The sequence below is a fragment of the Cupriavidus sp. SIMBA_020 genome, from assembly GCF_046535395.1.
GTDB classification, from domain to species: Bacteria; Pseudomonadota; Gammaproteobacteria; order Burkholderiales; family Burkholderiaceae; genus Cupriavidus; species Cupriavidus campinensis.
Window position 1 is genome coordinate 229,705 of record NZ_JAWRWU010000002.1, and the last position, 25,838, is coordinate 255,542.

A 25,838-nucleotide genomic window follows, 5' to 3' on the forward strand; every position below is an offset into this window, starting at 1 on the left:
CACCGCTCGGGGTGGCGTTATGGCTTGAAGATCCTACGATGGATTACTGGCGAAGCCGGAACCGTTCCATGCGCGACATGACCTGCATCCGCGTGCGCACGCCCAGCCGTTGCAGGATGGCGGAGACGTGCTCCTTGACCGTATTCTCGGTGAGCCCCAGCTTGCGGGCGATGACCTTGTTCGGCAGTCCTTCCAGCACCAGTGCGAGCACCGAGCCTTGGCGCGGCGTCAGGCCCAGCTCGGCCGGCGTCACGGGAATGCCATGGGCGGGGCCGAAGGACTGGGAGCGGCCGGAGAGCGCCTCGTCGGTGGGGAAGCTGGTATCGCCGGCCAGCACCTTGCGCACGGCGGCCGTGAAGGCGTTGGCGTCGAGGTGCTTGCCCACGAAGCCGCAGGCGGAGAGCGCCCGCGCGCGGCCCACAATCTCTGGTGTGGCCTCGGCGGACATGAAGATGAAGCGCGCGCTCGGGATCACGGTCTTGAATGCCAGCATGGCATCGAAGCCGGTACCGTCGTTCAGCCAGATATCGAGCAGCACGATATCGGGGCGCAATCCCTGGTTCAGCGAGTGGAGAGCTTCCTTGGCACTGCCCGCCGCATGGACGGCGACATCGGGCATCACCTCCGCGAGAAATGCGGTGGTGCCTGAGAGGGCCATAGGATGATCATCGACCACCAACAAAGTCGGTGCAGCGTTCGACATGCGTATTCCCGTCTAATTTCCCGTCTCGTCCTTGTTGTCACCTACTTGCACAGTGGCGCGTGGACGTAGTGACCACTCTATCAGAGCGGGGAAGGCGTCACAATCCATCACACAGGGGTATATGCATCGTACTGGGCACCGCGCGCCCGCGCCGGAGGTCGGTTTCGCGTGAATTAAGTACCTAATGTGCTCGCTTTGCAAGCGTTTGGACGACAGCTTGGTAGAATCGCGCCGATGAAAAATATTGTGATCCTGATTTCCGGGCGTGGCAGCAACATGGAAGCCATCGTCCGGGCCTGTGCCGCCGAGCAGTGGCCGGGGCGCGTGGCGGCGGTGCTGTCGAACCGTCCCGACGCCAGCGGTCTGGCGTTTGCGGCGGAACACGGCATTGCCACGGGCGTGGTGGACCACAAGCAGTACCCCGATCGTGCCGGTTTTGATGCGGCGATGCGCAATGCCATCGACGCGCACCAGCCCGATCTCGTTGTGCTGGCGGGCTTCATGCGCATTCTGACGCCCGAGTTCGTGGAGCATTACGCGGGCCGCATGCTGAATATCCACCCGTCGCTGCTGCCCAGTTTCCCGGGACTCCATACCCATCGCCAGGCCCTCGAGGCCGGCGTCAAGTTTCACGGGGCGACGGTCCATTTCGTCACTCCGGAGCTCGATCATGGTCCGATCGTGCTGCAAGCAGCACTCGATGTTCTGCCTGGCGACACTCCGGAGTCGCTCGCCACGCGTTTGCTCGACTGCGAGCATGTGATGTATCCCCGCGCCGTCCGCTGGTTTGTGGAAGACCGTCTGCAGGTACGCGACGGCGTGGTTCAAGTTCAACCGGCCGAACCCCAGTGGTTGCTGGCCCTCTCCGCTCCGGCGGCAGGCATCTCTCAATGAGTCGTAATCCCGCAACACCTCAGGACAACCGCCAGCGTTCGCGCAGCAGCAAAGGCAAGGGCAGCCCCATCCGCAAGGCCGCCACGCCGCGCCCGCAAGGGGTGGATGGCGCATATGGGCGCTCGGGGAGCGGCCTGCAGGCGTTCCACCTGCAACACATCGAGCGGCTGCTGGGCAAGGTGCTGCTGTTCGCGCGCCCGGCCGACGCCGTGGTCAGCTATTACTTCCGCGAGAACGCGAAGCTCGGCCATCGGGATCGCGGCATCATCGCCGAGGCGATCTACGCAGTGTTGCGCCGACGCGTCGAATTCGGCCAATTCGCCGAAAGCGGCACCGGTGCGGCCACCCGCCGGCTGGGCCTGCTCGGCCTCGCCGCAACGCTGGGCCGCGATGTCCTGAGCCCGTTCCTCTACCCGGACGAAGCCGAGTGGCTGGACCGGCTGACGACGATCGAGCGCTCCAGCCTCTCGCCGCGCGTGCGCGCCAACCTGCCGGAATGGCTCTACGACGACCTCGTCGCGCGCCATGGCGAAGCCTTCACCACCGCCCTCGGCGATGCCTGGCTGCGCCCCGCGCCGCTTGACCTGCGTGTGAATACGGCGAAGATCTCCCGCGAAGAGGCCCTGGCCGAGCTGGAAACGGCTGGTATCGCCGCCGAAGTCGCCCCGATGTCCCCCGCCGGCATCCGCCTCAAGGGCAAGCCCGCGCTGAACCAGTTGCCGCTGTTTATCAACGGCGGCGTGGAGGTGCAGGACGAAGGCAGCCAGTTGCTGTGCCACCTCGTGGCGCCCAAGCGTGGCGAGATGGTCGTGGACTTCTGCGCGGGCGCCGGCGGCAAGACGCTCTCGCTGGGCGCCGCCATGCGCTCGACCGGCCGGCTCTACGCCTTCGACGTGTCCGAGAAGCGGCTGGCCAACCTGAAGCCGCGTCTGGCGCGCAGCGGGCTGTCGAACGTGCATCCGGTGCTGATCGATTCCGAACGCGACGCCAAGATCAAGCGTCTGGCCGGCAAGATTGACCGCGTGCTGGTGGACGCGCCTTGCAGCGGCCTGGGCACCCTGCGCCGCAACCCCGACCTGAAGTGGCGCCAGTCACCGGAGTCGGTGCTCGAATTGACCGCCAAGCAGTCGGCCATCCTTGATTCGGCTGCCCGGCTGGTGAAGGGTGGCGGACGTGTTGTGTACGCCACGTGCAGCGTGCTGGAAGCCGAAAACGAGGCGATCATCCGCGATTTCCTGGCAACCCACGAGAATTTCCGTCTGGTGCCCGTGGCCGAGGTGCTGGCCGAGCAGAAGATCGAAGTGCCGGAATTGCCGGCAGAAGGCGGCATGTTGGCGCTGTATCCGCACATCCATCAGACCGATGGCTTCTTTGCGGCGGTGCTGGAACGTACCCGATAAGCCCCGGCATCCATGGAGCATTCCGGATTTGGCAAGATGCTTGACGACCTGCTCCGCGATGCGGGCGGGCCGGGCTTCTTCTGGCAGCTGGGGGTCCTGGCTGCCTGCCTGCTGGTGGCATGGCCGCTTGCGCGCCATGTGACCGGACGGCTGGAAGCGCGCTACGAATCGTCGAGTTTCTCGCTCAGGCTGGCCGCCGTCAGCCTTGAGCGGGCGATGTTTCCGCTGATTGGCTGGTTGCTGGTCCTGACGGCGCGCTTCGCGCTGGCGCCCTTCCTGTCAATCAGCGTGCTGCGGCTGGCGCTGGTGCCGCTGTTCGGTATCAGCTCGCTTTATGTCGGCTTCTACATCCTGCGGCGCGTATTGTCGGGCAACGGGCAGTTGCACGGCATGCTGGTGCTGGTGGAGAAGGTGCTCACCACGGTGGTCTGGCTCGGCATGGCGCTGTATGTGCTGGGCGTGCTGTCCGATGTGATGGCGTGGATGCATGCGGTGCGCTTCTCGATCGGCGGCAAGCACGACGTCAGCCTGGCCAGCACACTGATGGGCGTGGTCTGGATTCTGCTGACCGTGCTCGCGGCGATGTGGTTCGGCTCCTGGCTCGAGGAGCGGCTGATGCGCGCGCCGAGCCTGGACTCGAACCTCAAGGTGGTGCTCACGCGCATCGCCAAGGCGCTGCTGCTGCTGGTGTCGCTGCTGCTGAGCCTGTCGCTGGTCGGCATTGACCTGACCGTGCTGTCGGTCTTCGGCGGCGCGCTGGGCGTGGGCCTCGGCCTGGGTCTGCAGAAGATCGCCAGCAACTACATCTCGGGCTTCATCATCCTGCTGGACCGCTCGGTCAAGCTCGGCGACCAGATCACGGTGGACAAGTACACCGGAATCGTCTCGCAGATCCGCACCCGCTACACCGTGGTCCGCAATGGCGATGGCGAGACGCTTGTGCCGAATGAGCAACTTGTTGCCCAATCGGTGCAGAACCATTCGTTTTCGGGCACCAATGTGCGCGTGGCGACACGCGTGCAGGCCGACTACGCCGCCGACCCCGAAACCGTGATCACCTTGCTGCAGGATTGCGTGCGCGGCCTGCCGCGCGTGCTGCCCGAGCCGGCCCCGGCTGCCTTTCTCGTCATGTTCGCGGACAGCGGCATCGAATACGAGGTGGCGGTCAATATCGCCGACCCGCAAAACGGCAAGCTCGGCGTGCAATCGGCGATGAATCGTGCCATTTGGCGCACTTTCCGCGAGCATGGCATCTCGATTCCGTATCCGCAGCGGGAAATGCGTGTCCTGGCGGCGGATGCGGCGTCCGCGCCACCCCTTGCATGAAAGGGGAACGAAAGCCACGGGGGCTACTCAAAGTCGGGGAAAAAGCGGATGTTCGAGTCGCGCCGATCCGGTAGAATACCGGGTTGACGCGCGCCTGCAGAGCAAGCCGCAGCCCCACATCAGACAGCCGCCAGATTGCAGCGGCTCGTGCCTTCGCCCGGCTCCCATACTGTCTCGACAGGTTGCGCCAGGCGCCAGTAATAATCGCAATCGCCTGATTTCGCAGTCTTTTTTCTGCGCGTTCGCCGCGCCGCACCATCGTGCCGCGCTGCAAGACCTTCGATTCACAGACGGAGAACAGTTTGTTCGACTCAATTCTTGACTGGGCCGCCAACGGCCTTGCCAACTGGTCCTGGTGGGAGATCGTGATCTACACCCTCGTGGTGACGCACATCACGATCGCCGGCGTGACCATTTTCCTGCACCGCTGCATGGCGCACCGGTCGCTGGATCTGCACCCTATTGCGCAGCACTTCTTCCGCTTCTGGCTGTGGCTGACGACGGGCATGGTGACCAAGGAATGGACCGCCATCCACCGCAAGCACCACGCCAAGTGCGAGACCGAGGACGATCCGCACAGCCCGCAGACCCGCGGCATCCGCAAGGTGCTGCTGGAAGGCGCGGAGCTGTATCGCGAGGAAGCCAAGAACAAGGAAACCATCGCCAAGTTCGGCCATGGCACGCCTGACGACTGGGTCGAGCGTAACGTGTACTCGCGCTTCGCCTGGCAGGGCGTTGGCCTGATGCTGATCATCGACGTGGCGCTGTTCGGCGTGATCGGCCTGTCGGTCTGGGCCGTACAGATGCTCTGGATCCCGATCCACGCGGCCGGCATCATCAACGGCCTGGGCCACTGGTGGGGCTATCGCAACTACGATTGCGAGGATGCTTCGACCAACGTGTCGCCGTGGGGCTTCATCATTGGCGGCGAAGAGCTGCACAACAACCACCACACGTACCCGACGTCAGCCAAGTTCTCGATCAAGTGGTACGAGATCGATGTGGGCTGGTGGTACATCCGCGCGATGCAGGCCGTGGGGCTGGCCAAGGTCAAGAAGACCCCGCCCAAGGCCCGTCTGGTGGATGCCCGCCCGGTGGACCACAACACGCTGGAAGCGATCATCGCCAACCGCTACGACGTCATGGCGCGCTACGCCAAGGCCGTGAAGAGCGCGTACAACGAGGAACTGGAGAAGCTGAAGGAAGGCCGCGCGGCCGACTACAGCCACTTCGAGCTTGCCCGCAAGTGGTTCCATCGCGAGGAAGGCAAGCTGGCCGCGCCGCAGCGCCAGCAACTGGCCAGCATCGTCGAGCAGAACAAGGCGCTGCATACCTTCGTGGAAATGCGCCGCGAGCTCGCCGCGATCTGGGGCCGTTCGAGCCTCACGCGCGAACAGCTGCTCCAGCAACTGCAGGCGTGGTGCCATCGCGCCGAAGCCAGCGGTATCCAGGCCCTGCAAGAGTTTTCGCTGCGCCTGCGCCGGTACGCCTGATACAATTCGCGTCGCGCCCGCATGGTAAAAGCCCCGCCCCTGGCGGGGCTTTTCTTTTCGCTACACTCCCCCATGTCCAGGTCAGACCGCGTGCTTCCAAGCGCGGCGGCCCACGGGTGCCCCGAGGAGTACTGCTGAGATGACCCCACAAACGATCAAGGCCGTCGAGTTCGAGAAACCGAACCTGACGGATACCGAAAGCGCAGCCGGCGGCAGTTGCGTGGCTCATGCCTGGGCCAAAGTGCCGCCCGCGCTGACCCCCGACGAGCGCCAGGGGCTCAAGGCCCGCATCCGCAAGCTGCTCAAGGAGCGCAACGCGGTGCTCGTGGCGCACTATTACGTCGATGCCGACCTGCAGGACCTAGCCGAGGAAACCGGCGGCTGCGTGTCGGATTCGCTGGAAATGGCGCGCTTCGGCCGCGATCATGCCGCCCAGACGCTGGTCGTGGCCGGCGTGCGCTTCATGGGCGAGACCGCCAAGATCCTGAGCCCCGAGAAGACCATCCTGATGCCGGACCTCGACGCTACGTGCTCGCTGGACCTCGGCTGCCCGGCGGACGAATTCTCGGCATTCTGCGATGCCCACCCGGATCGCACGGTGGTGGTCTACGCCAATACCAGTGCGGCCGTGAAGGCCCGTGCGGACTGGATGGTGACGTCCAGCATCGGCCTGAAAATCGTCGAACATCTACACGCGCGCGGCGAAAAGATTCTCTGGGCGCCGGACAAGCACCTCGGCAGCTACATCCAGAAGGAAACCGGTGCCGACATGCTGCTGTGGCAGGGCTCCTGCCTGGTGCATGACGAGTTCAAGGGCATCGAACTGGACCTGCTGCGCAAGGACTATCCAAACGCCAAGATCCTGGTGCACCCCGAATCGCCGGCCAATGTGGTGGCGCAGGCAGACGTGGTGGGTTCCACGAGCCAGCTGATTGCGGCAGCCCAGCACCTCGACGCCAACGAATTCATCGTGGCCACTGACAACGGCATCCTGCACAAGATGCGGATGGCCGCGCCGGGCAAGCATTTCATTGAGGCCCCCACGGCCGGCAACAGCGCCACCTGCAAGAGCTGCGCGCATTGCCCGTGGATGGCCATGAATGCACTGACGAATCTGGCCGAAGTGCTGGAAACGGGGCGCAACGAGATCCATGTGGACCCCATCATCGGCCAGCGCGCTGTTACCTGCATCGAGCGGATGCTCGACTTCGCCGCACAGCAGAAGGCCAATGTGCGCCCGGCCAGCGATCTGGCCCAGGCGGGCGCGCTGTTCCAGGGAGTGGGCCCGGCATGACCCTGAATTCCGTGTTCGAGAGTTACGGCCCGGCGCTGCAAGCGGCGCTGGCGGCCAACGTACAGGCGGCAATTGCCGAGGATGTGGGCACCGGCGACCTGACGGGTCTGCTGATTCCGGCCGACAAGCCCGTGCGGGCGCGCGTGATCGTGCGCGAGAGTGCGGTGCTGTGCGGCCAGCCCTGGTTCGACGCATGCATGGCGGCCGTCGACGCGCGGCTTCAGGTGCGTTGGCTCAAGGAGGAAGGCGCGCGGATGGCGCCCGATGACGTGGTGTGCGAGATCGCCGGTCCGGCGCGCGCGCTGCTGACGGCGGAGCGCCCATCGCTGAACTTCCTGCAACTGCTGTCCGGCGTGGCCACGGCCACCCGGCGCTATGCGGATCTGATTGCCGGCACGCGGGCCCGTGTGCTCGACACCCGCAAGACGCTGCCGGGCCTGCGCCTGGCGCAGAAGTACGCGGTGCGCATCGGCGGCGGCGAGAACCAGCGGCTCGCGCTCTATGACGGCATCCTGATCAAGGAAAACCATATCGCGGCGGCGGGCAGCATCACGGCGGCCATGCAGGCCGCGCTGGCGCTGGGCACGGACGCTTCGGTGCAGATCGAGGTGGAATCGATCGCCGAACTGGAAGAAGCGCTGGCTGCCGGCGCCAAATCGGTGCTGATCGACAACTTTACGGTGCCGATGATGCGCGAAGCGGTGGAAATCAACCGTGGGCGGGCCCTGCTGGAGGTGTCGGGTGGCGTCAATGCCGAGTCGATCCGGGAATTCGCCGAGACGGGCGTGGACCGGATCTCGGTGGGCGCGCTGACCAAGGATGTGCGCGCGACCGACTATTCGCTGCGGATCGTCGGATAACGCCTGCCAAGATCGGCAAAGCGTGCAGCGAGGAAGCAAGGGAAGGGGCCGTATCGGCCCCTTTTTCACGTGTGCTTTACGACTTTTCCTTGTGGCGTCGATGCTGCGCCGCGCGGCCCAGCAGCGGCTGGAGCACGGTCGGCAGCGCCTTGGGCAGGGTATCGGGATAGTCGCGGCTGAAGTGGAGGCCCCGGCTTTCGTGACGCGAGTACGCGCTGTCGACGATCAGCGAGGCCACTTCTACCAGATTGCGCAGTTCCAGCAGGTCGCGCGTCACGCGGAAGTTGGCGTAATACTCGGAAATTTCCTCGCGCAACAGGCCAATCCGGTGCTGGGCGCGCTCCAGGCGCTTGTCCGTGCGGACGATGCCCACGTAATTCCACATCATGCGGCGCAGTTCGTCCCAGTTGTGGGACACCACCACTTCCTCGTCCGCATCGGCCACGCGGCTGGCGTCCCAGGCTGGCAGCCGGATGTCCGGTGCACCGGCCTTGTCCTGCCGGGCGATGTCCTCGGCGGCCGCGCGCCCGATCACCATGCATTCGAGCAGCGAATTGGAGGCCAACCGGTTCGCGCCGTGCAGGCCGGTGCAGGCGGTCTCGCCCACGGCGTACAGGTTCGACAGGTCCGTGCGGCCCGCTGTGTCAGTCACCACGCCGCCGCACGTATAGTGGGCGGCCGGCACCACGGGAATCGGCTCCCGGGTGATATCGATGCCCAACTCCAGGCAACGTGCGTAGATCGTCGGGAAATGTTCTTTCAGGAACGCTTCCGGCTGGTGCGTGATATCGAGGTAGACGCAGTCGAGGCCGCGCTTCTTCATCTCGAAGTCGATGGCCCGTGCTACCACGTCGCGCGGCGCCAGTTCGGCGCGCGGGTCATGGTCGGGCATGAAGCGGGTGCCGTCGGGCAGCTTCAGCAGGCCGCCTTCGCCACGCACCGCCTCGGAAATCAGGAACGACTTGGCGTAGGGGTGGTAGAGGCAGGTCGGATGGAACTGGATGAATTCCATGTTCGACACCCGGCAGCCGGCGCGCCACGCCATGGCAATGCCGTCGCCGGTCGCGGTGTCCGGGTTGGTCGTATAGAGATAGACCTTGCCCGCACCGCCGGCGGCCAGCACCGTGTGGGTGGCCGTGATCGTGCGCACGGCGCCCGTGGTGTCGTCGAGCACGTAGAGGCCGTAGCAGCGGTTGCCCGGCAGGCCGAGCTTGGCGGCCGTGATCAGGTCGATCGCAAAATGATCTTCGATGATCGTGATGTTCGGGTGCTGTCGCGCCTGCTCGGTCAGCGTGGTGACCACGGCGTGGCCCGTGGCGTCCGCCGCGTGGATGATGCGGCGGCGGCTGTGGCCGCCTTCGCGCGTCAGGTGGAAGCCCAGTTCGGCCTGCGCGTCGCGCGTGAAGGGCACGCCCCGGTCGATGAGCCACTGGATGGCTTCGCGCCCGTGCTCCACGATGAAGCGCGTTGCCCCTTCATCGCACAGGCCGGCGCCGGCAACCAGCGTGTCCTGCGTGTGCTCGTCGTGGCTGTCGCCGGAGTCGAGCACTGCGGCGATGCCGCCCTGGGCCCAGTCGCTGGCGCCCTGGGTCATGGCGCGCTTGCTGAGAATAACAACCCGGTGGCTATCGGCCAGTTCCAGCGCGACGGTGAGGCCGGCCAGCCCGCTGCCGACGATCGCGACGTCGAAGTTCATGGTGCAGGTCGCGCGGAGCGAATGCGCGTCAGGGAAAGCGGGAAAGTGTACACCCGCATACGGGTTCGCGGACGTCGCAGCCCTTATGGCGCAAGGGTTTGCGGCCCATAAAAGTGGGCAACAAAAAACCCCGCGAAGCGAGGTGCTCGGCGGGGTTCTTCATCGGAGACCGGATCAATTACTTGATCTTGGTTTCCTTGTAAGGCACGTGCTTACGGGCGACGGGATCGAACTTCGAGATCTCCATCTTTTCCGGCATGGTGCGCTTGTTCTTCGTGGTCGTGTAGAAATGACCCGTACCTGCGGTCGATTCCAGCTTGATCTTGTCGCGTCCGCCTTTGCTGGCCATGTTGTACTCCTATTTAGACTTCGCCGCGTGCGCGCAGGTCGGCGAGCACGGAGTCGATGCCTTTCTTGTCGATCAGGCGCAGGCCGGCGTTCGAGACGCGCAGGCTCACCCAGCGGTTTTCCGATTCAACGAAGAAGCGGCGGTTCTGCAGGTTGGGCAGAAAACGGCGCTTGGTCTTGTTGTTTGCGTGGGAAACGTTGTTGCCGACCATCGGCGCTTTCCCGGTCACTTGACAGACGCGTGCCATGAAGCACTCCTAAATCTTATTCGTGGACAATGTTCGCAACAGATCAACAAAAGGCGCGCGGGCCCGGACTGCAGCGGATTGAGACTTCAGCAAAACGAACATTATAGACCGGAAACGACTGGCGAATCAACGCCTTCCGCGCTGAGGGGAAGACTAAGTGTTGTGCCGCAGGTTTGCCGTGCTGCCGGGATCACGTGGACGCGCTCACGTGGGCGGGACGGCAGGCAGCCGGTCATGTTCGGCGAACGAGTAGATTTCGCTGCCGGCCACAATGTAATGGTCCAGCAGCCCGATGTCCAGCACGGCGAGCGCCCGCGCGAGATGTCGTGTGGTGGAAAGGTCAGCGAGGCTGGGTTCCGGGGGGCCGTGTGGGTGGTTGTGCGCGACGATGATATAGGCGGCGTTGTAAGAAAGCGCTTCGCGCGCCACTTCTCGCGGGTAGACCGTGACGCCGCCCAGTGATCCGCGCCCGAGCTCCACATTGGCGAGCAGGCGGTACGCACTATCCAGATAGAGGGCGATGAAGACCTCGTGCGGCAGGCGTGACAGCGTCAGCCGCAGGTAGGCGCGGACGGCGCGCTCGGAATCCAGGCTGCGCGGGGCCTTGAGCGTCTCGGCCAGCGCGCGCCGGGTCAGCTCCGGCACCACGCGCAGCTGGGCCTGCTTGGCGGCGCCCATGCCCTTGATGGTGGCGAGGGCATCGGTATCGGCGGCGAACAGCCGCGTCAGCGAGCCAAAGCGCACCAGCAGCTCCCGGGCGAGGTCCACGGCGCTCTTGCCGGGGCTTCCCACGCGCAGGAAAACAGCGAGTAATTCAGCGTCGGACAATGCTCCCGGGCCGCCCAGGGCCAGCTTTTCGCGGGGTCGCTCCTGGGCGGGCCAGCGGGGAATTGGCATCATCGACATCGAATCGTCTCCAGAAATTGCCACACTGTCAGTCATGCCGGCTGCGACGGAGGCCGGCGCCGGATGGGCCAGTCGAATACAATACGGGTTGTTGACCGGTTGATCACCCATGAATTTGCAAACTTTTGCGTCGGAAGCGGAAGGCGGCGGCGCGGCCGCCCGCAAGACAGTCCTGGCGGACTCCTTCCTGACCCTCCACTACAGTATCTCCCTCGATAACGGCACCGAAGTCGTGAGCACGTTCGAGGAAAAACCCGCCACGCTGCTGCTTGGCCAGGGCCAGCTCGCGCCCAATCTCGAGGCGGCGCTGCTCGGCATGCCCGAGGGCCAGCGCATGACTTACCGCCTGGCGCCGGAGCATGCCTTCGGCCCGCGCAACCCCGAACTGCTGCAATGGGTCTCGCTGGCCACGCTGCGCGAGAACAGCTCGTTCGAGGAAGACTATTCGCCCGGCGACCTCGTGGAATTCAATGCACCGAACGGCGGCAAGTACGCCGGTGTGCTGAAGGAATTCGGCGAGACCGCCGCGCTGTTCGACTTCAACCACCCGCTGGCCGGACAGACCATCCTGTTCGATGTCCAATTGATCGGAATTCTCTGATGTCAGCCGTTGTGACGGACCCCAGCATGCCCGAGCTCACTCTCCCCATCGACGCCGAGATCCTGATGGCGCAGCCGCGCGGCTTCTGCGCTGGCGTGGACCGCGCGATCGAGATCGTCGAACGCGCGCTGGCGCTGTTCGGCGCGCCGATCTACGTGCGCCACGAGATTGTCCACAACGCCTACGTGGTGGCCGATCTGCGCAACAAGGGCGCGGTGTTCGTCGACGAACTGGACGAAGTGCCACCCGGTTCCACCGTGATCTTCAGCGCCCACGGCGTGTCGAAGGAAGTGCGCGCGGACGCCACCGCGCGTGGCCTCACCGTGTTCGACGCCACCTGCCCGCTGGTGACCAAGGTGCACGTCGAAGTGGGCAAGATGCGCGCCGAAGGCTGCGAGATCATCATGATTGGCCACAAGGGGCATCCCGAGGTGGAAGGCACGATGGGCCAGGCCGAGCGAGGCATGCTGCTGGTGGAGTCGGTCGAGGACGTCAACCGCCTGGCCGTGTCCGATCCGTCGCAGCTGGCCTACGTCACGCAGACCACGCTGTCGGTGGACGAGACCGCCGAGATCGTGGCGGCGCTGAAGGCGCGCTTCCCGGATATCCGCGAACCCAAGAAGCAGGACATCTGCTATGCCACGCAGAACCGCCAGGACGCCGTGAAGTTCATGGCGCCGCAGGTGGAGGTGGTGATCGTGGTGGGCAGCCCGAACAGCTCCAACTCGAACCGCCTGCGCGAACTGGCGGACCGCCTCGGCGTGCCGGCCTACATGGTCGACGATCCTGACCAGCTCAAGCCGGAATGGGTGGCGGGCAAGCGCCGGATCGGCCTGACCGCGGGGGCCTCGGCGCCCGAAGCACTGGCCCAGGCCATTGTCGAGCGCCTGCGCACGTTCGGCGTGCGCAATGTGCGTGCGCTGGAAGGCGTGGAGGAGAACATGTCCTTCCCGCTGCCGCGCGGCCTCGCCAGCGTGTCCGTGCAGTCCTGATCCTGCCTGTTTCCGCCTGATTGCCGGACATCGACCTGAAGCGGGTCGGTGTCCGCGCCTGCCGTCCCCCCGCCTTTTTTCCTTCCCCGTTGTTCGATGCTCTGCCATCGCACCGCGCTGGTGCGTCTCTGTGCGCCCGCCATTTTCGTCCCGACGTGCGCTGCCGCACTATTGTAGACATTCAAGGGTTTGCAAACCCACGCCCCGCGCCATAATGCCGCAATACGTGTCTTAACACCCAGACAATATCAGGGTAATCCCCGATGATGGGGTTTTCCCTATTATGGTGCGACGCTACATTCTGCACATTAGAGTGGCCGCTCGATATTTGAAATGAAATACCTAATTAATACCTGCCCATTATATGTGGCGCGGCACAGGCTTATGACGTGGCGCAAGCGCCTCCGGAGAGACTCGGGCACGATTCTTGTAAGCACGGGGGACTGGTCTGCCAAATGGGCGGAGATTGCCCCAATCTGTGCATTGGGGAAATTCCCTAGCGCAATTGGTGGGTAAATGGTTCAGGTTGTTGCGTCGCGTATTGCATCCGCGAAGAAAGGGGATACAATGCGCGCGTTTCAAATTGAAACTAAACAAAGGGCGGTCCAGGGAATACGTCCGGGAGGCGTAGTATTTCCCTGTTTTTGTGAATCCTAGGAGATCACTCATGCAATTCACGTTTGCCAAGATTCTGCCGATCGCGGCCGCTGTGGCGCTGGTCGCTGCATGTGGCAAGAAAGAAGAAAAGCCGGCTGATGCGGCAGCATCGGCACCTGCCGCGGCGGCGCAGGCTGCAGGTGGCGGTGAAACCATCGTCAAGATCGGTCACGCGGCTCCGCTGACGGGCGGCATTGCCCACCTTGGCAAGGACAACGAAAACGGCGCCCGCCTGGCCGTGGAAGAAGTCAACAAGACCGGTCTGGAAATCGGCGGCAAGAAGATCAAGCTGGAGCTGGTGGGTGAAGATGACGCCGCCGATCCGAAGACCGGCACCGCCGTGGCCCAGAAGCTGGTGGACGCCAAGGTCGTCGCCGTGGTGGGTCACCTGAACTCGGGCGTGTCGATCCCGGCCTCGAAGATCTACAGCGATGCGGGCATCGTGCAGATCTCGCCGTCGTCGACCAATCCCGACTACACCAAGCAAGGCTTCAAGACCACGTACCGCGTGGTGGCCACCGACGCCCAGCAGGGTCCGGCACTGGCCAACTACGCCGCCAAGAGCCTGGGCGCCAAGAGCGTGGCCATCGTCGACGATGCCACCGCCTACGGCAAGGGCCTGGCCGACGAGTTCGAGAAGACTGCCAAGGCTTCGGGCGTGAACGTGGTGGCACGTGAAGCCACCAACGACAAGGCCACGGACTTCAAGGCCATTCTGACCAAGATCAAGGGCAAGAAGCCGGACGTGATCATGTACGGCGGCATGGATGCCACCGGCGGTCCGTTCGCCAAGCAGGCCAAGGAACTGGGCATCGCCTCGAAGATCGTGGGCGGCGACGGCGTGTGTACCGACAAGGTGGCTGAGCTGGCCGGCGATGCCGTGACCAACATCATCTGCTCGGAAGCTGGTCTGGCCCTGTCCAAGATGGAAGCCGGCGACGACTTCCAGAAGCGCTACCAGGCCCGTTTCAACGCCCCGGTGCAGATCTACGCACCGTTCACGTATGACGCCGTGATGGTCGTTGTCGATGCCATGAAGCGCGCCAACTCGTCCGAGCCGGCCGCCATCCTGGCCGAAATGCCCAAGACGAACTACAAGGGCGTGATCGGCAACATCGCCTTCGACGAGAAGGGCGACATGAAGGAAGGCACCATCACGCTGTACGAGTACAAGGACAAGAAGAAGTCCGTCCTCGACGTCGTGAAGATGTAATTCCGGGCTTACCGGCCCATCCGAACGGCACCGTGAGTATTTTGCGGTGCCGTTCTTTTTAGTCTCGCCAACGGTTGACAGCATCCTTACCATGGATGGAACAGGGCGGGCAGCACACCAGCAACTCATCACCTCTCTACCCGAACCATCCAACATTACCGTCCCACCCACGGCATCCACACCATGCCGCGCGGCGCGGGGCTGAAGCAGGAGTTTTCATGGATATCTTTATCCAGCAGATCGTGAACGGTCTGGTGCTCGGCAGCATCTATGCGCTGATCGCACTGGGCTACACCATGGTCTACGGCATTCTGGGCATCATCAATTTCGCGCACGGCGACGTGCTGATGATTGGCGCGCTGACCGCGTTGTCAGCCATCATGGGGCTGCAGAAGTTCGCCCCCGGCCTGCCCGAGTGGCTGACGCTGGTGATCGCCACGCTGATCGCCATGCCGGTCTGTGCAGTACTGTCCTTTTCGATCGAGCGGATTGCCTACCGGCCATTGCGCAACGCGCCGCGCCTGGCCCCGCTGATCACCGCCATCGGCGTCTCCATCATCCTCCAGACGATGGGCATGCTGATCTGGTCGCGCAACCCGCTGACCTTCCCGCAGCTACTGCCCTCGAGCCCGATCGACATCGGTTCCACGGGCGCCACCATCACTGGCAAGGAAATCGTCATCATCGGCATGGCCGTGATGGTGATGGCTGGCCTGCTGGCCCTGGTCAACCGCACCAAGCTCGGCCGCGCCATGCGCGCCACCGCCGAGAACCAGAAGGTGGCGGGCCTGATGGGCGTGAACCCCAACTTCGTGATTTCGGCCACGTTCATGATCGGCGCCGCCCTGGCGGCGCTGGCGGGCGTGATGATGGCCACCAACTACGGCAACGCGCACTTCTACATGGGCTTCATCCCCGGGCTGAAGGCGTTCACCGCCGCAGTGCTGGGCGGCATCGGCAACCTGGCCGGCGCAATGGTCGGCGGCATGCTGCTGGGCCTGATCGAGGCACTGGGCGCCGGCTACATCGGCGACCTGACCAACGGGGTGTTCGGCTCGAATTACCAGGACGTGTTCGCGTTCATCGTGCTGATTACCGTACTTGTGTTCCGTCCGTCCGGCATCATGGGCGAACGCGTGGCCGACCGCGCCTGAGGAGAGCGAATCCATGAATACCCCGATTCCATCCACGGCCGTCGCGGCACCGTCCCGCGTGCCGGCCAAGACGCTGGCGGCCCTGCTGGGCTTCCTCGTCGTGGCGCTGTGCGCGCCATTCTTCGTCCAGACCTTCGGCGGCAACTACTGGGTGCGCGTGCTCGACTTCGCGCTGCTCTACATCATGCTGGCGCTGGGCCTGAACATCGTGGTCGGCTTTGCCGGCCTGCTGGACCTGGGCTACATCGCGTTCTACGCGGTGGGCGCCTACCTGATGGCGCTGCTCGGTTCGCCGCACCTGGCCAACCAGTTCGAATGGATCCAGCAGCTGTTCCCGAACGGGCTGCATTTGTCGATGTGGTTTGTGCTGCCTATTGCACTTGGGGTGGCGGCGCTGTTCGGCGTCATGCTGGGCGCGCCAACCCTCAAGCTACGCGGCGACTACCTGGCCATCGTGACGCTGGGCTTCGGCGAGATCGTTCGTATCTTCATGAACAACCTGGACCGTCCGATCAACATCACCAACGGCCCCAAGGGCATCACGGCGGTAGACCCGGTACACATCTTTGGCTTCGATTTCTCGAAATCCCACGAGATCTTCGGGCTGAAGTTCACGCCGGTGTTCATGTACTACTACCTGCTGGTGTTCCTGGTCATCGTGATCGTGTTCGTCTGCCTGCGCCTGCAGAACTCGCGTATCGGTCGCGCATGGGTGGCGATTCGTGAAGACGAGATCGCCGCCAAGGCGATGGGCATCAACACCCGCAACGTGAAGCTGCTGGCCTTTGCCATGGGCGCCTCGTTTGGCGGTGTGTCGGGTGCCGTATTCGGCGCATTTCAGGGCTTTGTCTCGCCCGAGTCGTTCACGCTGTGGGAATCGATCTACATCCTGGCCATCGTGGTGCTGGGCGGCATGGGCCATATCCCGGGCGTGATCCTGGGCGGCATCCTGCTGGTGGGCTTCCAGGAACTGCTGCGCGTGGTGGCGGAGCCGATGCAGACCGGCCTGTTCGGCCATGTCATCGTCGATGCCGAGGTGCTGCGCCAGCTGATGTTCGGTCTGGCACTGGTGGGGGTGATGCTGTATCGCCCGGCCGGCCTGTGGCCGTCGCCGCGCAAGGAAGACCGTCCGGTGGTGCGCCGGGCGGGCAGCGTTGGCCGTTTCTGACCAGGAGGACATCATGAGCAACAACGAAATCCTCCTGTCCGTACAGGGGGTCAACAAGCGCTTCGGCGGCCTGCAGGCCCTGTCCGACGTGGGCCTGCAGATCCGCAAGGGCGAGATCTACGGCCTGATCGGCCCCAACGGCGCCGGCAAGACCACGTTCTTCAACGTCATCACCGGCCTGTACACGCCCGATTCGGGCGAGTTCATGCTCGGCGGCAGCGCCTACCAGCCCACTGCCGTGCATGAGGTGGCCAGGACTGGCATCGCCCGCACGTTCCAGAACATCCGCCTGTTCGGCGAGATGACCGCGCTGGAGAACGTGATGGTAGGCCGCCACGTGCGGACCAAGGCTGGCGTGTTCGGTGCGATCTTCCGTCCGCCTTCGGTGCGGCGCGAGGAAGAGGGCATCGAGGACATGGCCCACGACCTGCTGGACTACGTCGGCATCGGCAAGTACGCCAACTTCACCGCGCGTAACCTCTCCTACGGCCACCAGCGCCGCCTGGAGATTGCCCGCGCGCTGGCCACCGAGCCCAAGCTGCTGGCGCTGGACGAGCCCGCGGCCGGCATGAACGCCACCGAGAAGGTGGAGTTGCGCGGCCTGCTCGACAAGATCCGCAACGACGGCCGCACCATCCTGCTGATCGAGCACGATGTGAAGCTGGTGATGGGCCTGTGCAACCAGATGACCGTGCTGGACTACGGCAAGGTCATCGCCCAGGGCCTGCCGCAAGACGTGCAGAACAATCCCGCGGTGATCGAGGCTTACCTCGGCGCATCGGCACACTAAGGCGGGAGAGACGCGCAATGAAACAGACAGTACTGAAGATTTCCGGCCTGAAGGTGGCCTATGGCGGCATCCAGGCCGTCAAGGGCGTGGATCTGGACATCCACGACGGCGAGCTGGTAACCCTGATCGGCGCCAACGGCGCGGGCAAGACCACCACCATGAAGGCCATCACCGGCCTGCAGGGCTGGGCCGGCGGCGACGTGGAGTACATGGGCAAGTCCATCAAGGGCGTGCCCAGCTACACGCTGCTGAAGCAGGGTCTGGCGATGGTGCCGGAAGGCCGCGGCGTGTTCGCGCGCATGACCATCACCGAGAACCTGCAGATGGGCGCGTACACGCGCAACGATGACGCGGGTATCAAGCGCGACATCGACCGCATGTTCGAGACCTTCCCGCGCCTGAAGGAGCGGGCGGACCAGCTGGCCGGCACGATGTCCGGCGGCGAGCAGCAGATGCTGGCCATGGCGCGCGCGCTGATGAGCCAGCCCAAGCTGCTGCTGCTGGACGAGCCGTCGATGGGTCTCTCGCCGATCATGGTCGAAAAGATCTTCGAGGTGGTGCGCACGGTGTCCGCGCAGGGCGTGACCGTGCTGCTGGTGGAGCAGAACGCGCGCCTGGCGCTGCAGGCTGCCCACCGCGGCTACGTGATGGAGTCCGGCCTGATCACCATGAGCGGCGACGCCAAGCAGATGCTGGACGACCCCAAGGTGCGGGCGGCCTACCTGGGCGAGTAAGCGCCCGACAGGTTCCCGGCAAGTAAAAAAAGCCTCGCGATTCGCATCGCGAGGCTTTTTTTCATCGTAGAAACTTCAAATCAGGCCAGTTTCTTCAACAGCGTGCGCAGCATGCCGATCATCTGGTCGATCTCGGCGCGCGTCACGTTCAGCGCCGGCATGAAGCGCAGCAGGCCCGGACGCGGGGCGTTCAGCAGCAGCCCTTCCGGCGCCATTTCGCGCGCTTCTTCCACGATCTGCGCACCGATCTCCTTGTTCAGCACCAGGGCGCGCAGCAGGCCCTCGCCACGCTCGCCGCCCAGGCCGAACTCGTCCGACAGGGCCAGCAGCTGCTCGCGCAGGTACTGTCCCTTCGCCTTCACGTCGTCCAGGAAGCCCGGCGCGGTCAGCTGGGCAATCACGCTGCTGCCCACGGCCGTCATCAGGGGGTTGCCGTTGTAGGTGCCGCCCTGGTCGCCGGCCTCGAAGCTGGCCACCTCGGCCTTGCAGAGCAGGGCGGAGAGCGGCACGCCGCCGCCGATGCCCTTGCCCAGCGTCATGATGTCCGGCTCCACGCCCGACAGCTCGTAGGCGAACAGCGTGCCGCAGCGGCCGCAGCCGGTCTGCACTTCATCGACGATGAACAGCAGCTTGTGCTTGTCCGCCAGCGCGCGCAGGCCCTGCATGAACTCGCGCGTGGCGGGAATCACGCCGCCTTCGCCCTGCACCGGCTCCAGCATGATGCCGACGGTCTTGTCGGTGATCAGGGCCTCCACCGAGGCCAGGTTGTTCAGCTCCGCCTTCGGGAAGCCCGGCACCTGCGGCGCGAAGATGGTGTCCCAGCCGGCCTTGCCCGACGCGCTCATGGTGGCCAGCGTGCGGCCATGGAAGCTGTGGTCCATGGTGATGATCTCGTACGCGCCGTTCTTGTGCTTGCGCCCCCATTTGCGGGCCAGCTTGATGGCGCCTTCGTTGGCCTCGGCGCCGCTGTTGGCGAAGAAGACCTTGTCGAAGCAGCTGTTGTCGGTGAGCTGCTTGGATAGCACCAGCATCGGCTCGTTGTAGAAGGCGGGGCTCGGGTTCAGCAGCTTGCGGGCCTGCTTCTCCAGCGCCTCGATCATGCCTTCGTTCGAATGGCCCAGGCTGTTCACTGCCCAGCCCTGCACGAAATCCAGGTATCGCTTGCCGTTATGGTCCGTCAGCCAGGAACCCTTGCCTTCGGTGAAGACCAGCTCGGGGCGGTTGGTGATGTACATCAGGGATTGGACGGGAAAATCGGCAAATGCCATGGCGGACTCCTGGGTTCGGCGAGTAAGGGGTGAGAGGATCAGACCGGCAAAAACAAAAAGCCACGGGGGTTGCCCGTGGCTTGTCGACCTGAACAGATGCGATGGACGGTCAGCCGCGAGGCACCCTGGGAGGGAGCGACGTACGTGCGCGGCGTCGGAGCATGATCGTGTTCATGTCGGCCAATATAAGGCGCATGCACCCGGGTGTCAAAACCAATTGCGGAAAGTCTGGCAGACCCGGGTGGCATTGTTGTGTCGACGGAACGGCGGGGGGTGGTCAGGCGGCCCCGGCCGGGTGCATGTCGGCCTCGGACGTGAACGAATCGGCGAAGAACGCGTCCTCGTGCAGCTGGCACTGGGCGGCGAAGTCCGTGCGGGCCGCGTTGACCATCACCGGGGCGCCGCAGGCGTAGACCTCGTGGCCGGACAGGTCCGGATGATCGTCGATCACGGCCTGGTGCACGAAGCCGGTACGGCCGGCCCAGTTGTCCTCGGCCTGGGCGTTGGAGATCACCGGCACGTACTGGAAGTTCGGCAGGTCGCGCGCCCACTGCTCGCACAGCGCGTGCATGTACAGGTCGGCCGGGCGGCGGCCGCCCCAGTACAGCGTCATCTTGCGGTCGATGCCGGTATAGGCGGCATGCTCGACGATGGCCTTGATCGGCGCGAAGCCGGTGCCGGAGGCCAGCAGGATGATCGGCTTGTCGGAGTCCTCGCGCAGGAAGAAGCTGCCCAGCGGGCCTTCGAAGCGCAGGATGTCGCGCTCCTTCATGGCCGGGGCGCCTTCCTTGGCGCCGAACACGTAGTCGGTGAATGCGCCGCCGGGCATATGGCGGATGTGCAGCTCGATCGGGCCTTCCTCGTGGGGCGGCGTGGCGATGGAGTAGCTGCGGCGCTTGCCGTCACGCAGCAGGAATTCCACGTACTGGCCGGCCAGGTACTGCATGCGCTCGGTGGCGGGCAGTTGCAGGCGGATGGCGATGACGTCGTCCGCCAGGCGCTCCAGCGTGCTCACGCGGCAGGGAATCTTCCTGATGGGGATGTCGCCGGCGCCGTGCACTTCCCGGCACTCGATGGTGATGTCCGAGGTGGCGTTGGCGCAGCAGAACAGCGCGCGGCCTTCGGTCTTTTCCTGCGCCGTCAGCGCCGAGGCGGCATGGTCGCCCTGGACGAAGCTGCCTTCGACCACACGGCCCTTGCAGGAGCCGCAGGCGCCGTTCTTGCAGCCGTAGGGCAGGCCGATGCTGTGGCGCAGGGCCGCGCCGAGGATGGTTTCATCGGCAGCCACCTCGAACTTGTGGCCGCTGGGCATGACGGTTACTTGATAAGCCATAATCAGGTCTATGAGCCAAATTCTGTCGCCGCATGCGGCATTGTCTTACTCCCGGGCGGGTCGCCGCCTGGGCCGTCCGCGCCTGCTGATCGTGGGCTGCGGTGATGTCGGTTCGCGTGTGCTGCGCCTGCTGGCGGCACGCATGCGCGTGTTCGCCGTGACGTCGCAGCCGGCCCGGCGGGCCGAGTTGCGCGCCGCGGGCGCGGTGCCGCTGGTGGCCGATCTGGACCGGCCGGCCACGCTGGCACGGCTGCGCGGACTGGCGGACCGGGTCATCGACCTGGCCCCGCCGCCCGCACAGGGGAGCGGCGATCCGCGCACACGTGCCTTGCTGGCTGCGTTGCGCCGCACGGCATGGCGCCGCGCCCGGTCCGGGCGCATGGCTGCCCACGCCGCCAGCGAGGCCGCCATTCTACCCGAGCGGGGCTGGCACCGCGCGTTTGAGGCGGCGGCCCGGCACCAGTCTGCCGGCGTTTTCGTCTATGCCAGCACGACCGGCGTCTACGGCGACCGGGGCGGCGCCCGCGTTCAGGAATTCGACACCGTGCGTCCGCAGACGCCCCGGGCGCGCCGGCGCGTGGCGGCCGAGTCCGCCGTGCGCCATTTCGGGCGCGATGCGGGCTGGCGCGCCAGCATCGTCCGCATTCCCGGCATCTACGCGGCGGACCGCCTGCCCGTGGCCCGGCTGCACAAGGGCACGCCGGCGCTGGCGCCGCAGGACGACGTCTACACCAGCCATATCCATGCCGACGACCTCGCTCGCACCATGATCGCGGCGCTCTGGCGCGGCCGGCCCCAGCGCGTGGTGCACGCCAGCGACGACACCGAGCTGCGCATGGCCGATTACTTCGACCTCGTGGCGGACCGCCGGGGCCTGCCCCGGCCGCCGCGCATCACCCGCCAGCAGGCGCATGAGGTGATCGAACCGGCACTGCTGAGCTTCATGAGCGAATCGCGCCGGCTCGACAACGGCCGCCTCAAGCGCGAACTGCGGCTGCGGCTTCGCTATCCCACCGTCACGGACTTCTTTGACGCCTGACCCGGCCTGACTGGGTTTGAGGCTCCCCTGGCACACCGCTTGCGATCCATGTCGCCGCGGTGCTGCTGTCTATACAGGATTGTGCACAAGCACCCCATATCGGTGCGAAACAAGGCGTATCCGGCGCTTTTTCGGGGCCTCGCCTAGTGCAAACCCCGCGTTGACTTGTATAGACAGGCATAGCACCATTTGCCCGACCACAAAGGAGCCGACAGCATGACCCTGCACCGCCGCGCAACGCTCGCCGCCATCGCCCTCGCATCCCTCGTCACCACGCTCGCCGCCCCGGCCCACGCGCAGAACACGCCCGTGACGCTCGGCATGAGCGGCTGGACCGGCTTCGCCCCGCTCACGCTCGCTGACAAGGCCGGCATCTTCAAGAAGAACGGCGTGGACGTGGATATCAAGATGATTCCGCAGAAGGACCGCCACCTGGCGCTGGCCTCGGGCGCGATCCAGTGCGCGGCCACCACGGTGGAGACCCACGTGGCGTGGAACGCCAACGGCGTGCCGATCACGCAGATCGTGCAATTGGACAAATCCTATGGCGCGGACGGCCTGGCGGTGCGCGGGGATGTGAAGTCGTTCGCGGACCTCAAGGGCAAGACCATCGGCGTGGATGCGCCGGGCACCGCGCCGTATTTCGGGCTGGCGTGGATGCTCAAAAAGAACGGCATGACGCTCAAGGACGTGAAGCTGACCACGCTGTCCCCGCAGGCCGCCGCGCAGGCCTTCGTGGCCGGCCAGAACGATGGTGCGATGACCTACGAGCCGTATCTGTCGACGGTGCGTGCCAATCCGGACAAGGGCAAGATCCTCGCCACCACGCTCGACTACCCGATGGTGACCGACACCCTCGGCTGCGCGCCGAAATGGCTCAAGGACAACCCGAAGGCTGCCCAGGCGCTGGTGGACAGCTACTTCGAGGCCCTTGAGATGATTCGCAAGGACCCGGCCAAGTCGAACGAGATCATGGGCGCCGCGGTCAAGCAGACCGGCGAGCAGTTCGCCAAGTCGTCGGCCTACCTGCGCTGGCAGGACAAGGCGGCCAATCGCACCTTCTTCGCGGGCGAGCTGGCCAGCTTCAGCAAGGAGGCCGCGGCCGTGCTGCTCGATATTGGCGTGATCCGGCAGACGCCGGACGTGACCACGCTCTATGACGCCCGATTCCTCAAGTAAGCCGGAGGCCGCCATGACCCAGGTGACGCAGGTTTCCACGCCCGCCGGCCGCATGCCCGCGCCGGCCGCCAGTGCAAGCGGCGCCGGCGACGACAGCGCCCCGCGCCGCCGCCATCCGTGGCTGTCGCCGCTGGTGCCGGTGGGCGGCCACGCGCGCTGGCTGCTCGGCCTGTCGTTCTTCGCCGTCTTCTTCGCGCTGTGGGCGGCGGTCACGCTGGGCGGCTTCGTGCCGCGTACCTTCCTGGCCGATCCGCTGACCATGGCGCGCGAAGGCGTGACCCTGTTCACGCAATACAACTTCCTCGGCGACATCGGCATGACGGTGTGGCGCGTGGTGGGCGGCTTCGTGCTGGCCGCCGTGCTGGCCGTGCCGCTCGGCATCTTCATGGGCGCGTACAAGGCGGCGGAGGCGTTCTTCGAGCCCTTCGTCTCGTTTTGCCGCTACCTGCCGGCCTCGGCCTTTATCCCGCTGCTGATCCTCTGGGCCGGCATCGGCGAGACGCAGAAGCTGCTGGTCATCTTCATCGGCTCGTTCTTTCAGATTGTGCTGATGGTGGCGGTGACGGTGGGCGGGGCCCGCAAGGATCTGGTGGAGGCGGCCTACACGCTCGGCGCCACGCCGCGCGGCATCGTGCGGCGCGTGCTGATTCCGGGCGCGGCGCCGGAGATCGCCGAGATCCTGCGGCTGGTGCTGGGCTGGGCCTGGACCTATGTGATCGTGGCCGAGCTGATCGGCTCGTCGTCCGGCATCGGCCACATGATCACGGACAGCCAGGCGCTGCTCAACACCGGGCAGATCATCTTCGGGATCATCGTCATCGGCTGCATCGGGCTGGTGTCCGACCTCGTCTTCAAGCTGGCCAACCAGCGCCTGTTTCCGTGGAGTTCGATCAAATGAGCGCGCTGTCGATCCAGCAGGTTTCTCGTACGTTTTCGAATCCGCGCGGTGGCGTCACGCAGGCGCTGCTGCCGGTGGACTTCGACGTGCGCGACAACGACTTCGTGACCATCCTCGGCCCCTCGGGCTGCGGCAAGTCCACGCTGCTGCGCATCGTGGCGGGGCTGGACACGCCTTCGGGCGGGCGCGTGCTGCTCGACGGCCAGCCGGTGGCCGGCCCGGGCGCCGATCGCGGCATGGTGTTCCAGTCGTACACGCTCTTTCCGTGGCTGACCATCGAGCAGAACGTGCGCTTTGGCCTGCGCGAGCGCGGCATGAGCGCGGCGGACCAGAAGGAACGCAGCGACTATTTCATGGCCCGCGTGGGGCTGCGCGGCTTCGAGCATCACTATCCGAAGCAGCTCTCGGGCGGCATGCAGCAGCGCACGGCGATTGCGCGGGCGCTGGCCAACGACCCCAAGATCCTGCTGCTCGATGAGCCGTTCGGCGCGCTGGACAACCAGACCCGCGTGCTGATGCAGGAGCTGCTGCTGGGCATCTGGGAGTCGGCGCGCAAAACGGTATTATTCGTCACGCACGATATCGACGAGGCCATCTTCATGGCCAACCGCGTGGCGGTGTTTTCCGCCAGGCCGGGTCGGATCAAGAGCGAGATCGCGGTGGATTTCCCCCATCCGCGCCATTACACGATCAAGACTTCGCCCGAGTTCTCCGCGCTGAAGGCGCGGCTGACCGAGGAAATTCGTGCCGAGGCCATGGCCGCGGCCGAGCACTGACCGCCATGAATCACCCCGCTGCCGGCTCCACCCCCGCCAACCCCTCCACGCCTTCGGCCCCTTCCGCGCTCTACCAGCAGGTGAAGGAGTACATCGCCCGCCAGATCCAGAGCGGCGCGTGGCAGCCGGGAGACCGCGTGCCGTCGGAGCAGGAACTGGTGACCCGCTTCTCGGTCTCGCGCATGACCGTCAACCGGGCGCTGCGCGAGCTGTCGGAGCAGGGCAGGGTGGTGCGCGTGGCCGGCGTCGGCACCTTCGTGGCCGAGCACAAGCCGCAATCGACCCTGCTGTCGGTGGTCAACCTGCAGGACGAGATCCGCATGCGCGGCCACGACTATGCGTGCGATGTGATCCTGGTGGAGCGCGTCTCGGCGTCGATCGAGGTGGCGGCGGCGCTCGAGCTGCGCACCGGCGAGTCGGTCTATCACTCGGTCTGCGTGCATCGCGAGGACGGCGTGCCGGTGCAGCTGGAAGACCGCTACGTCAATCCGCGCGTGGCGCCGGACTTCATCACACAGGACTTCCGCGATACGCAGCCCGGTGAATACCTGCTGCGCAACGTGCCTTACGACCAGGTGGAACACGTGGTCGATGCGATTGCCGCCACCCCCGAGCAGGCCGCGCAACTGGAAATGCCGCCGACCCAGCCGTGCCTGCTGCTCACGCGGCGCACGTGGACGAGTGGCGTGCCGGTCACGTTCGTGCGCTGCCTGCATCCGGGCAACCGCTATCGCCTCGGCAGCCGCTTCCGCGCCGACGGCAATCCGGCCTTCGGCTAAAACTGAGTAGCTGGGGCTAGTTAGTACTGGCCTTCGGCCCCCATTTTCGACTAACCTGTATAGACAGGTTCATACAACTGATTTTAGAA

General features: G+C 65.2%; 25 protein-coding genes. 18 read left to right on the forward strand and 7 right to left on the reverse strand.

From position 1 onward, the window contains the following. Positions 1-43: 43 nt before the first annotated feature. Positions 44-703, reverse strand: a complete 660-nt coding sequence (locus SB751_RS05230; protein WP_092300966.1) for a response regulator — start codon at positions 701-703, stop codon at positions 44-46. Positions 704-937: 234 nt separating this feature from the next. Between SB751_RS05230 and purN the strand changes: the two genes are divergently transcribed. The 6 genes from purN (at position 938) to nadC (ending at position 7,970) form a co-directional block, all read left to right on the forward strand. After that, a complete protein-coding gene (gene purN, locus SB751_RS05235) occupies positions 938-1,597 on the forward strand; it encodes a phosphoribosylglycinamide formyltransferase (RefSeq protein ID WP_144202385.1) in 660 nt (219 codons plus the stop codon). After that, complete coding sequence (locus SB751_RS05240; RefSeq protein WP_144202383.1) at positions 1,594-2,997, forward strand: RsmB/NOP family class I SAM-dependent RNA methyltransferase; 1,404 nt, start codon at positions 1,594-1,596, stop codon at positions 2,995-2,997. The genes purN and SB751_RS05240 overlap by 4 nt, the downstream gene beginning before the upstream one ends. A 36-nt stretch (positions 2,998-3,033) precedes the next feature. Further along, complete coding sequence (locus SB751_RS05245; protein ID WP_244844886.1) at positions 3,034-4,323, forward strand: mechanosensitive ion channel family protein; 1,290 nt, start codon at positions 3,034-3,036, stop codon at positions 4,321-4,323. 302 nt (positions 4,324-4,625) lie between these two features. Beyond that, a complete protein-coding gene (locus SB751_RS05250) occupies positions 4,626-5,816 on the forward strand; it encodes an acyl-CoA desaturase (RefSeq protein WP_144202378.1) in 1,191 nt (396 codons plus the stop codon). Between the two features lie 139 nt (positions 5,817-5,955). Beyond that, on the forward strand, positions 5,956-7,110 hold the full coding sequence (nadA, locus tag SB751_RS05255; RefSeq protein ID WP_144202376.1) for a quinolinate synthase NadA: 1,155 nt from the start codon (positions 5,956-5,958) through the stop codon (positions 7,108-7,110). Further along, positions 7,107-7,970 carry a carboxylating nicotinate-nucleotide diphosphorylase gene (gene nadC, locus SB751_RS05260; RefSeq protein ID WP_144202374.1) on the forward strand — a complete coding sequence of 288 codons (864 nt, stop codon included), beginning with the start codon at positions 7,107-7,109 and terminating at the stop codon, positions 7,968-7,970. Before nadA ends, nadC begins: the two co-directional genes overlap by 4 nt. Positions 7,971-8,046: 76 nt before the next feature. Here the strand turns inward: nadC and nadB are convergent, their stop codons facing one another. The 4 genes from nadB to radC form a co-directional block, all read right to left on the reverse strand. Continuing rightward, positions 8,047-9,666 (reverse strand): L-aspartate oxidase, encoded by a 1,620-nt coding sequence (gene nadB, locus SB751_RS05265; protein ID WP_144197837.1) that lies wholly within the window; start codon positions 9,664-9,666, stop codon positions 8,047-8,049. A gap of 178 nt (positions 9,667-9,844) precedes the next feature. Further along, positions 9,845-10,015 (reverse strand): 50S ribosomal protein L33, encoded by a 171-nt coding sequence (rpmG, locus tag SB751_RS05270; protein ID WP_008644909.1) that lies wholly within the window; start codon positions 10,013-10,015, stop codon positions 9,845-9,847. 13 nt (positions 10,016-10,028) lie between these two features. Then, on the reverse strand, positions 10,029-10,262 hold the full coding sequence (gene rpmB / locus SB751_RS05275; RefSeq protein WP_006575661.1) for a 50S ribosomal protein L28: 234 nt from the start codon (positions 10,260-10,262) through the stop codon (positions 10,029-10,031). Between the two features lie 204 nt (positions 10,263-10,466). Then, positions 10,467-11,159: a RadC family protein gene (radC, locus tag SB751_RS05280; RefSeq protein WP_144198122.1), complete on the reverse strand. Its 693-nt coding sequence runs from the start codon at positions 11,157-11,159 to the stop codon at positions 10,467-10,469. Between the two features lie 118 nt (positions 11,160-11,277). Here radC and SB751_RS05285 point away from each other — a divergent pair, with 118 nt between their 5' ends. From SB751_RS05285 to SB751_RS05315, 7 genes are all read left to right on the forward strand, one after another. Then, entirely contained in the window at positions 11,278-11,769 is a 492-nt protein-coding gene (locus SB751_RS05285; protein WP_144197838.1) for a peptidylprolyl isomerase, read from the forward strand. Positions 11,770-11,795: 26 nt separating this feature from the next. Continuing rightward, a complete protein-coding gene (ispH, locus tag SB751_RS05290) occupies positions 11,796-12,761 on the forward strand; it encodes a 4-hydroxy-3-methylbut-2-enyl diphosphate reductase (RefSeq protein WP_186296833.1) in 966 nt (321 codons plus the stop codon). Between the two features lie 667 nt (positions 12,762-13,428). After that, positions 13,429-14,631 (forward strand): branched-chain amino acid ABC transporter substrate-binding protein, encoded by a 1,203-nt coding sequence (locus SB751_RS05295; RefSeq protein WP_410747839.1) that lies wholly within the window; start codon positions 13,429-13,431, stop codon positions 14,629-14,631. Between the two features lie 218 nt (positions 14,632-14,849). After that, positions 14,850-15,785, forward strand: a complete 936-nt coding sequence (locus SB751_RS05300; RefSeq protein WP_144197841.1) for a branched-chain amino acid ABC transporter permease — start codon at positions 14,850-14,852, stop codon at positions 15,783-15,785. A 13-nt stretch (positions 15,786-15,798) separates the two neighbouring features. Next, positions 15,799-16,953 carry an ABC transporter permease subunit gene (locus SB751_RS05305; RefSeq protein WP_144197842.1) on the forward strand — a complete coding sequence of 385 codons (1,155 nt, stop codon included), beginning with the start codon at positions 15,799-15,801 and terminating at the stop codon, positions 16,951-16,953. Positions 16,954-16,966: 13 nt separating this feature from the next. After that, positions 16,967-17,743 carry an ABC transporter ATP-binding protein gene (locus tag SB751_RS05310; protein ID WP_144197843.1) on the forward strand — a complete coding sequence of 259 codons (777 nt, stop codon included), beginning with the start codon at positions 16,967-16,969 and terminating at the stop codon, positions 17,741-17,743. A gap of 17 nt (positions 17,744-17,760) precedes the next feature. Further along, a complete protein-coding gene (locus tag SB751_RS05315; RefSeq protein ID WP_092300924.1) occupies positions 17,761-18,477 on the forward strand; it encodes an ABC transporter ATP-binding protein in 717 nt (238 codons plus the stop codon). Positions 18,478-18,557: 80 nt separating this feature from the next. Here SB751_RS05315 and SB751_RS05320 read toward each other — a convergent pair whose 3' ends face one another. Continuing rightward, positions 18,558-19,745: an acetylornithine transaminase gene (locus SB751_RS05320; protein WP_144197844.1), complete on the reverse strand. Its 1,188-nt coding sequence runs from the start codon at positions 19,743-19,745 to the stop codon at positions 18,558-18,560. A gap of 277 nt (positions 19,746-20,022) precedes the next feature. Beyond that, a complete protein-coding gene (locus SB751_RS05325; protein WP_410747840.1) occupies positions 20,023-21,078 on the reverse strand; it encodes a CDP-6-deoxy-delta-3,4-glucoseen reductase in 1,056 nt (351 codons plus the stop codon). Positions 21,079-21,088: 10 nt separating this feature from the next. On the opposite strand from SB751_RS05325, the gene SB751_RS05330 reads away from it, so the two are divergent. The 5 genes from SB751_RS05330 (at position 21,089) to hutC (ending at position 25,749) form a co-directional block, all read left to right on the forward strand. Then, a complete protein-coding gene (locus SB751_RS05330) occupies positions 21,089-22,117 on the forward strand; it encodes an NAD-dependent epimerase/dehydratase family protein (protein WP_144197846.1) in 1,029 nt (342 codons plus the stop codon). 216 nt (positions 22,118-22,333) lie between these two features. Then, entirely contained in the window at positions 22,334-23,296 is a 963-nt protein-coding gene (locus tag SB751_RS05335; RefSeq protein ID WP_144197847.1) for an ABC transporter substrate-binding protein, read from the forward strand. Positions 23,297-23,348: 52 nt separating this feature from the next. Beyond that, on the forward strand, positions 23,349-24,194 hold the full coding sequence (locus SB751_RS05340) for an ABC transporter permease (RefSeq protein WP_244844888.1): 846 nt from the start codon (positions 23,349-23,351) through the stop codon (positions 24,192-24,194). Beyond that, positions 24,191-24,970 carry an ABC transporter ATP-binding protein gene (locus SB751_RS05345; protein ID WP_092300909.1) on the forward strand — a complete coding sequence of 260 codons (780 nt, stop codon included), beginning with the start codon at positions 24,191-24,193 and terminating at the stop codon, positions 24,968-24,970. Before SB751_RS05340 ends, SB751_RS05345 begins: the two co-directional genes overlap by 4 nt. Before the next feature lie 5 nt (positions 24,971-24,975). Further along, complete coding sequence (gene hutC, locus SB751_RS05350) at positions 24,976-25,749, forward strand: histidine utilization repressor (RefSeq protein ID WP_211943639.1); 774 nt, start codon at positions 24,976-24,978, stop codon at positions 25,747-25,749. The last annotated feature ends 89 nt before the right edge of the window (positions 25,750-25,838 follow it).